Source organism: Ornithinibacillus scapharcae TW25 (assembly GCF_000190475.1).
In the GTDB taxonomy this organism is placed as follows: domain Bacteria; phylum Bacillota; class Bacilli; order Bacillales; family Amphibacillaceae; genus Ornithinibacillus; species Ornithinibacillus scapharcae.
Window position 1 is genome coordinate 1 of the sequence record NZ_AEWH01000053.1, and the last position, 8785, is coordinate 8785.

Consider the following 8785-nt stretch of genomic DNA (forward strand, 5'->3'; position numbering starts at 1 on the left):
TTCTCTCGGTAGAGTTCTACGATTTTATGCTATTCATTACCGTGAGAAGCTCTCTCTCGGTAGAGCTCTACGATTTTTGCTATTCTTTACCGTGACAAGCTCTCTCTCGGTAGGATTCTACTGATTTTTACGCTTTTCTCTACCGTGACCTAACTCAAATGAGAACTATCTACATTCTCTTCTCTAAACTAGGACTCCCTGCAGTACTACTAGCTGAAATCCTATTTCCCCTTAATTCTTCCGCTACACTTCGACCAGCAACTCTCCCTGAATAAAGGCATCCTCCAAGAAAAGTTCCTTCTAGAGCACGATAACCGTGGACGCCACCTCCGCCAAATCCCGCTACCTCTCCAGCAGCATAGAGACCAGGGATTGGTTGCATGGTTGAATCTAGCACCCGTGCAGATAAATCTGTTTGGAGTCCACCTAGCGTTTTTCTGCTAAGTATATTTAAACGCACAGCAATCAGCGATCCATTTTTCGGGTCAAGTATCTTATGAGGACTCGCAACTCGTATTAATTTATCACCAAGGTAATTTCGTGCACCTCTAAGGGCAGTTACCTGTAAATCCTTGGTAAATTTATTAGCCAACTCTCGATCACGTGCTTCAATCTGCCTTCTAATAACATCAACTTTCAACAGACTGTCCCCTGTAAGATTATTCATCCCTCGAACTAGCTCCTCTAGATTATCGGCTACTATAAAATCTTCACCTTTATCCATAAAGGCCTTTACTGGTGTTGGTGGTCCAGGTAGTACTCTTGATAATACCTTTGGAATACTTTTTCCTGTCAAATCAGGATTTTGCTCCGAACCAGACAATGCAAATTCCTTTTCAATGATTTTTTCTGTAAGTATAAACCAAGAATACTCATAGCCTGTTTTCATTATTTCTGCTAACGTTCCCAACGTATCAAATCCCGGGAAGTTCGGTGCTGGTAATCTCCTACCTCTTGCATCTAGCCAAATAGATGAAGGACCAGGTAAGATTCGGATTCCATGTAACGGCCAAATAGGATCCCAATTTTTTATGCCCTCTGTGTAATGCCACATCCGGTCTCGATTCACAATTCTTGCTCCAACTTCTTCCGTAATGCCGAGCATCCTTCCATCTACATGCGCAGGTACACCAGAGATCATATTTTCAGGAGGTTGTCCAAGTCGTGAAGGCCAGTTTTTACGTATTAATTCAAGGTTTGCACCAATACCACCACTCGTCACAATCACCGCTTCTGATCTATGTATGAAATCGCCAATTACGACACGAGAGCTTTCCTCTCCCCTTTTTGCCTCATAAGGTTCAAAAATCGTCCCTCCAACGCCTGTAACACAACCATTTTCCTGTAGTAAAAAGTCAACACGGTGTCTAGGACGGTACTCTACTAAACCATTTTGGATAAAATCACGTGTTTTATTCTCAAAAGGCTCTACAATACCTGGTCCTGTTCCCCATACAATATGAAATCTAGGTACTGAGTTTCCTGGACCATCAGCTAAATATCCACCGCGTTCTGCCCAGCCAACTACAGGAAAGAAACGTATACCTAAACTCTTAAGCCAAGCCCTCTTTTCCCCAGCAGCAAAATCAACATAGCGTTCAGCCCATCTTCTCCCCCAATAATCTTCATCCTCTCTGTCAAACCCCGCTGTACCAAACCAGTCCTGCAAAGCTAATTCCCTCGAGTCCTTAATCCCCAGACGACGCTGCTCGGGTGAATCAACTAGAAATAGTCCGCCAAAGGACCACCAAGCCTGTCCACCAAGTGATGTTTCCGGCTCTTGGTCTAGTAATAATACCTTTCTTCCAGCCTCCGCTAGCTCAACCGTTGCAACCAATCCACTAAGACCCGCCCCTACCACAATTACATCCCACTCCACCTGCACTCCCCCTTATAAACATTCATTTCTTAAAGTATAGTCCTTATTTTCATCAATCGTAAATAGATATTTGAAAATTGTAAATACAATTACATTTTCTAGTCGATATGATAGACTACAATAAACACGATACTTTCTATGTGGAGTTCATTCTCCACTCATCCAAAATAGGAAAAATAATGACTCTGATGAAACATCCTCAGGATACATTACGTCTTATAGTTGAGTTAGGAAGTTAGGAGGAAATAGAGTGGGCCACTCGAACGCTTTCCATCCAACATACGATAAAGAGGCTCTTGAGGAACTGCAGTCCAATCCAGCCCGTGCCATTGAGACAATAATGGAAACGTATGGTGATGAGATCAAACGACTAGTTTTTGCATATATGAAGAATTCAGCAGATACTGATGATGTTACACAGGAAGTCTTTGTAACGGTTTACCAAAAATTAAATACTTTTCAAGGCAACTCCTCTTTAAGGAGCTGGATATACTCTATCGCTATTAATAAATGTAAGGATTATTTAAGAAGCTGGCATGCGAGAAATAAACGACTTACGGAAAAACTGATGATAACTTCACCATCGATGAAAAACGAAACATATACTCCTGAGGAATTAACACTCCAAAAGGACCATTCTAGTGAATTATTCCAAACGGTTATGGAACTACCAATTAAGTATCGAGAAGTTATTATTTTGTTTTACTTCAAAGAACTCTCCACAAAGGAAATTAGTGATGTATTAGATATGAACGAAGCTACTGTTCGTACGAGACTGAATCGTGGTCGTGCAAAACTCCAGGAATGCTTATCTTCTGAAAGAGGTGGTGCAAACCATGGATAAGCAATTTAAAGAATTACAAGACCAATTCAATCAAATTCCAACAACCTTCACAGAGAAGGATAAACAAGCAATACGAAACAAAATCAGTAATCTACAGTCTGAAAACAAAAGAAAGAAAATGCATTTATATCCCAAATTACTTACTGGTATCGTACTTGCTATCACCATATTAATTGTTGTTATAACCGTGAACCAGCAACCTAATATGTTCATGACTGTCAATGATGAATCATCCGATAAAGTGATGGAAGAAAAGGCAACACAGTTTAGTACTGAAGAACAAGCGGATTCCAATGATATGGGTATAGCCAATTCCACGGCAGATGAAGAAAACAAAAGTGAGAGTCAAGGACTAAATGTTTTCAACCCTGAAACGGTTCACGAGGACATGATTCTACCTGTGATTAGTTATCAACCAACCAAAAACGGAATCAGCATAAAATTTAAAGGTGACACACTAACAGGTCGTATTACTGATAGCCAACCATTCATGTTTATCCCAAATGCGGATTCTTGGAATCGTATTCCAATTGCTGAAGGGGATGTAAATAAAGAAATTCCTGTTTATTTCGCGGATGATGAATACACTAGTAAAATAGTTGATGTAGAGAAAGGTAGCGCAACTGAAATAACCATTACACCAGAAACCATAGTGTACGAATACTCACCAGAAGGCTCAAGCATTTATTTAGTAATGGATGAATATGTCGGTATCTCTGGGCAAGTAACGAAATCTTATGATGAGACAATTGCATTGTCAAAGGAATTAATGCAGCTTTATGAGGAATATAAAACCACAGCCGATGATCAATTGCTAAAGGGATTAAGTGCCTTTGATGTTTTTAAACTGTATCATTACGCTAATTATCTTGGTGATTTAGAGGTAGAATACGCTCTCTTTTCAAAAAGCGATTCCTTTCCTCACCCGAATATGGAGAGTTTCGTAACAGAAACAAAGAATGCACAAACACAAAGCAGCTACACCGCAGTGCAGGCTAAGGACTTCTATGAGGAAATGCTGCAAATAAAACAATTCGATGAAATTCAGTTGAGATCCAACGAGGTGTTGATACGCTACACAACCATTTCTGATTCAGGACGCGATGATCATGGTTTTCGACTCTATCTCCATGAAGATTTAGGTATCTACAAAGTGGCTTGGATGCCTATCCAATAGCTCACAAAACTCGATATAAAAAATCCGTAACCCAATAAGGATTACGGATTTTTCATGTTGCTCTTGGTGCACTTTTAAATTCAATACGACGATGGGTTCCATCACAAAATGGTTTATTTTCAGAGTGACCACAACGACATAAGGAAAAGCTTTTTTTCGTCTCGTATACATTACCTTCAGCATCTATCAATTCCACATCACCTGTAATACGATACGAGCCATTATCATTTACTTTAATCACAACCTTTTCACTCATGCAACCCCTCCTTCCCAAAAAGGAACCAGTATTACTATCCTATGTTCAGGGGATATTGAATATGTTAGCTAACGCACATTGCGAACCCGATTTTCTAAACGACCTATCTTTTCTATCTCTAATGTTACCAAATCTCCATCTTGGAGAAATTTCGGTTGATCCATTCCAAATGCAACGCCTTCAGGTGTACCTGTCATAATAACATCTCCTGGTTTTAGCGTAATTAACCCGGAGATAAATTCAATCAGAGTCGGTATATCAAAGATGAACTTCTCCGTATTGGAGGATTGTCTTAGTTCTCCATTTACATAGCAACGAACATCTAGAGCACCAGGATTCCCTATCTCATCAGGTGTCACAATCCAAGGTCCAATTGGTGTACTACGGTCGATTGTCTTTCCTTGCAGCCATTGTGGTGTTCTTTTTTGCAGGTCCCTTGCTGTCACATCATTTCCAATCGTGTAGCCTGCAATATAATCCAAGGCATCTTCTCTCTTAACCTGAGAAGCTTCTTTTCCTATAAGAATAGTAAGCTCTACTTCGTAATCTAGTTTTTCAGTGAGGGGTGTTTTTTCAATATCATCTTCTGGGCCAATTAAGGCATTGGCAAATTTGGCAAATAGTACTGGATACTCAGGGATATCGCTATTCATTTCTTGGGCGTGCTCGACATAATTCCTACCCACACAGATGATTTTAGATGGTCCTGGGATAGGTATACCTAAGTGGACCTCGTCTCTAGGATAAAACAGCACATCTTCAAAATTCTTAACCATTAGGTCTTTAAACATTTCTTCAACGATCTTTATCATTGGTGCACCAGTCTTAAAGAATGTGGAAGGGTCAGATGGTATTATGGTATCACTTGCTTTGTTCCATGTGCGGTATGTATCTTGTATATCTAATATCTTCCCTTCCATCATAATCCCTATCCGAAATGGCGAATCCTTCTCTTTCAAATGATAGCTTACTAGTTTCATAGGCTGCACCTCTCTTTTTTAATCTATTATAAATCCCCAAATACTTTGCTCACATACTCATTCCGCAACATAGAATAAACCACCGTATCGTGATAGACTTCACCATCAAAATCCGTTTGTCTTAAAACACCTTCTCTACGAAAGCCATATTTCTCTAATAACTTCCTCGACCCTACATTCCCCGAGAAAATATCACCTACTAGTCTATTTAGCTGTAACGATTCAAATACAAATGATAGAATCACAGGCATGATCTCTGTCATAACGCCTTTATGTTGATAGCTCTCATGAATAACCGCTCCCATTTCAGCCTTCTTATGCCAATTATTCATTTTATGTAATCGAAATTGCCCGATAATGTCACCAGTTTCCTTCCCTACAATAACCCAAGGTATTTCCTTTCCTTCCAAAAAGCGTGATTGATATTGATTAATTAACGCTACCACTTCACCCTCTGTCTCAACAGGCTTTGGTGTAATAAATCTCATGGTTGTCTTATCGCTCAAGAAGTCAAATAGCCTAGGAGCATCATCAGCGGATACTCCTCTTAACATATAATTCTTTGTATGTAATACCGGGATTTCGTTTACTAGTCTCTCCATCTCCATTTACCTCGCTACTTTTCGTTCGTTGTGGAAACCTGCCAAAGCACGCCAAATTTATCCTGTACCTGACCATATAAAGGACTCCAAAACGTCTCTTGTAGTGCCATTTTCACTTCGCCATCTTCTTCTAGCCTGCTAAAAATCTCTTTCGCTTCGTCTGCTCCATTAATCATTATTGCGATTGAAAGATGATTCCCCACTTGGTAAGGACTACCTGGAAATGTATCCGATATCATAAGATGTGACTTTCCAATTTTTAAATATGCATGGAGCACTCGGTTCTTTTCTTCTTCTGGCAAAGGAGGACCCTCCATTTGGACTTCACCAAATGTTTGGATACCAAGAACCTCCGCACCCAATACCTCCTTATAAAACGCAACCGCTTCATGTCCATTACCATTTGTTACTAAATACGGATTAATTTCAGTTACCATAAACGCACTCCTTCATATTTGTTAGCTCCATCATATATGGAACAACTAGATTTTTCCATATTCTATTTATAACCTTTAAATGTTTTATATAACCCCACATTACACTATATAAGAAATAAGTACTGAATCATATTTATCGTTTTACAATAATCCACTGTTACTTTGTCCCCTTACTATACTATCTGGATTAAGTATATTATCTTATTTTTCAGAAAACAAGAAGGATAATCTAATGATTCGTCGAATAGTTACCCTAACAAAAGGAGAGGAGGTCACAGCATGGGACAAGTTACGAGCTATCCGATAGGCTACCAAAATACTTCATAAGTTAATTTATATGAAATCTTGTCAGTAGAAATTATCCACCCTAGAGGTTTCACAAATGCTTTCTATAAATTGATAAAATTTAGGAGGAGATTTGTTATGAAACTATATTTAGATCCTGGTCATGGTGGTACTGATAACGGAGCAAGCGGAAATGGTTTAGTAGAAAAGGAAGTCAACTTAGATATTGCACTCAGAATTCGCAACACATTAATCAACAGTTATAACAATGTGGAGGTACGCATGAGCCGTACTTCAGACATAACGAAAAGCCTTCAGCAGCGAACAGACGAAGCAAACGCCTGGGGAGCTGACTACTTCTTATCCATCCATTGTAATGCCTTCAATGGTTCAGCTAGGGGTTATGAGGATTATATTCATAATGAATTATCCGATTCATCACTGACAGCTAGATACCAAGATATTCTCCACACTGAGATTACGAAGCTTAATCAACTTACCAATCGCGGACAGAAAAAAGCAAATTTCCATGTATTACGGGAATCGAATATGCCTGCACTATTAACCGAAAATGGCTTCATCGACAATGCACAGGATGCTAATCTAATGAAGCAGTCTTCATGGCGTCAAGCCGTTGCTCAGGGGCATGTAAACGGACTTGCACGCGCATTCAATCTTACTCCAAAACAAGACGATACAGGAGCGCTTTATAAGGTTATTGCCGGATCATTTAGAACGCGAGATAACGCCGAAGAACGAGTCAATTTTCTCCAATCAAAAGGAATTGAATCCTTCATTGGGACAGTGGTCATCTCCGGCGTAACCTGGTTCCGAGTTCAATCCGGTGCATTCTCTAATCGCGCTAATGCCGAAGAACGACTAGCGGAAGTCCGAAATGCCGGGATTACCGATGCTTATATTGTTATGGAGCAAAGAACTGCAGAGTTAGAGCCAGTAGTTGTTAGCGAATAAAAATGAAGGTGGCTCAATTTATGAGCCACCTCCCACTAACCATTCCGCAAATGCTAGTAAATCTGGAAATCTATAATCTGCTTCGGCAGAAGTGTTTTCCCTAGTTCCAACCAATACCGTTTTTGATCCAGCTTCTCTGCCAGCTTCAATATCAGGATCTCGATCTCCAACCATATAACTCTTTTTTAGATCAATCTGATGTTTTTCCGCTAAGTTATATAGCATTTGAGGTCGAGGTTTTCTGCATAGACAACCTTCCTTAGGCTTATGTGGGCAATAAGCGATATCAACAATATTAGCGCCGTACTTTGCCAAGTCGTCCCTCATTTTCTGATGAACCTTTTCAAGAGCCGCTTCCTTCATGTAGCCTAAACCAATTCCTCCTTGATTGGTAACGACAAAAACTTTGTAATCTAGATCATTAAGAAGCTTAATCGCTTCTCCTACTCCACTAAGCAGATAAAAATCACTCGGTTTATTAACAAACTTTACCCGTTTCGTTAACACCTCGTTTATTACCCCATCTCGGTCCAGAAATATCCCTGCTTGCATAAACATCACCTTTCATGTTTTCTATCTGCTAGTATGCCCAATGCTATCATTATGTTATTTACATATTATCCTATATAATTTAAGCAAAATATACTGACTGTCAAAAAGGAGCCATTTACCATGTCTATTATCGATAAATTAAAATTAACAAAGTACACCAATATGGCCGTAATTAACGAACCTAAGGACTATACGTTATTTAACAACTATCCGACAAAATTAACATTCAACCATGATGCAATCTTCATCTTTATTGAGACAATTGATGATATGGTGAAACATACAACTCATATCATTACTAACGATCAACTTTTAAAAGACAAAGGATACCTTTTCTTTGCCTATCCAAAGAAAGGAAACAAACGCTATAATACCCATGTCCATCGAGATGAGATTTTTCCTACTTTAAAGGTAGATGATGATGGTTATGTAGAAGGAAGTGACATAAAGTTTTCGAGAATGGTTAGTATGGATGAAGTATTTACAGTTGTAGGTCTGAAAAAGGAAAAGAAAAAGGCAAAAAAGACCACTCCAGTCAGCCAGTGCGTTGCCGATTACGAGGATCATGTAAAGGATATTGAGACTATACTAGAAGCTCATCCTAATGAACTTGCATTTTATCAAGGTCTTACTCCTGGTTACCGTAGAGATTGGGCGAGATTTATTTTTTCTGTAAAACAACAAAAACAAAAGACAAGCGCATTGAACAGATGGTTGATGTGCTATCAAAAGGTTATAAAACGATGGACTTATTCCGAGCGAACAAGAAATAAGCTTTAAAAAACCTCCTACTCCATATTT

General features: G+C 39.2%; 9 protein-coding genes and 1 pseudogene. 4 read left to right on the forward strand and 6 right to left on the reverse strand.

Features of this window, described 5'->3' with window-relative positions:
- Positions 1-169: 169 nt before the first annotated feature.
- Entirely contained in the window at positions 170-1879 is a 1710-nt protein-coding gene (locus tag G5W_RS0114785) for an FAD-binding dehydrogenase (protein ID WP_010097863.1), read from the reverse strand.
- 250 nt (positions 1880-2129) lie between these two features.
- On the opposite strand from G5W_RS0114785, the gene G5W_RS0114790 reads away from it, so the two are divergent.
- Complete coding sequence (locus G5W_RS0114790) at positions 2130-2723, forward strand: sigma-70 family RNA polymerase sigma factor (RefSeq protein ID WP_010097865.1); 594 nt, start codon at positions 2130-2132, stop codon at positions 2721-2723.
- Positions 2716-3900 (forward strand): hypothetical protein, encoded by a 1185-nt coding sequence (locus G5W_RS0114795; RefSeq protein ID WP_010097867.1) that lies wholly within the window; start codon positions 2716-2718, stop codon positions 3898-3900. The genes G5W_RS0114790 and G5W_RS0114795 overlap by 8 nt, the downstream gene beginning before the upstream one ends.
- A 52-nt stretch (positions 3901-3952) precedes the next feature.
- On the opposite strand, the gene G5W_RS0114800 is transcribed toward G5W_RS0114795, so the two are convergent.
- The 4 genes from G5W_RS0114800 to G5W_RS0114815 form a co-directional block, all read right to left on the reverse strand.
- Positions 3953-4156: a CDGSH iron-sulfur domain-containing protein gene (locus tag G5W_RS0114800; RefSeq protein WP_010097868.1), complete on the reverse strand. Its 204-nt coding sequence runs from the start codon at positions 4154-4156 to the stop codon at positions 3953-3955.
- A gap of 68 nt (positions 4157-4224) precedes the next feature.
- Positions 4225-5136 (reverse strand): fumarylacetoacetate hydrolase family protein, encoded by a 912-nt coding sequence (locus G5W_RS0114805; protein ID WP_010097870.1) that lies wholly within the window; start codon positions 5134-5136, stop codon positions 4225-4227.
- Positions 5137-5162: 26 nt separating this feature from the next.
- Entirely contained in the window at positions 5163-5738 is a 576-nt protein-coding gene (locus G5W_RS0114810) for a GNAT family N-acetyltransferase (RefSeq protein ID WP_010097872.1), read from the reverse strand.
- Between the two features lie 14 nt (positions 5739-5752).
- Positions 5753-6175: a VOC family protein gene (locus G5W_RS0114815; RefSeq protein WP_010097874.1), complete on the reverse strand. Its 423-nt coding sequence runs from the start codon at positions 6173-6175 to the stop codon at positions 5753-5755.
- Positions 6176-6598: 423 nt separating this feature from the next.
- Between G5W_RS0114815 and G5W_RS21260 the strand changes: the two genes are divergently transcribed.
- A complete protein-coding gene (locus G5W_RS21260) occupies positions 6599-7432 on the forward strand; it encodes an N-acetylmuramoyl-L-alanine amidase (RefSeq protein WP_010097875.1) in 834 nt (277 codons plus the stop codon).
- A gap of 18 nt (positions 7433-7450) precedes the next feature.
- Here G5W_RS21260 and G5W_RS0114825 read toward each other — a convergent pair whose 3' ends face one another.
- A complete protein-coding gene (locus G5W_RS0114825; protein WP_010097876.1) occupies positions 7451-7984 on the reverse strand; it encodes a D-glycero-alpha-D-manno-heptose-1,7-bisphosphate 7-phosphatase in 534 nt (177 codons plus the stop codon).
- 120 nt (positions 7985-8104) lie between these two features.
- On the opposite strand from G5W_RS0114825, the pseudogene G5W_RS22370 reads away from it, so the two are divergent.
- Positions 8105-8757, forward strand: a pseudogene (locus G5W_RS22370) (YdeI/OmpD-associated family protein).
- Positions 8758-8785 lie beyond the last annotated feature (28 nt).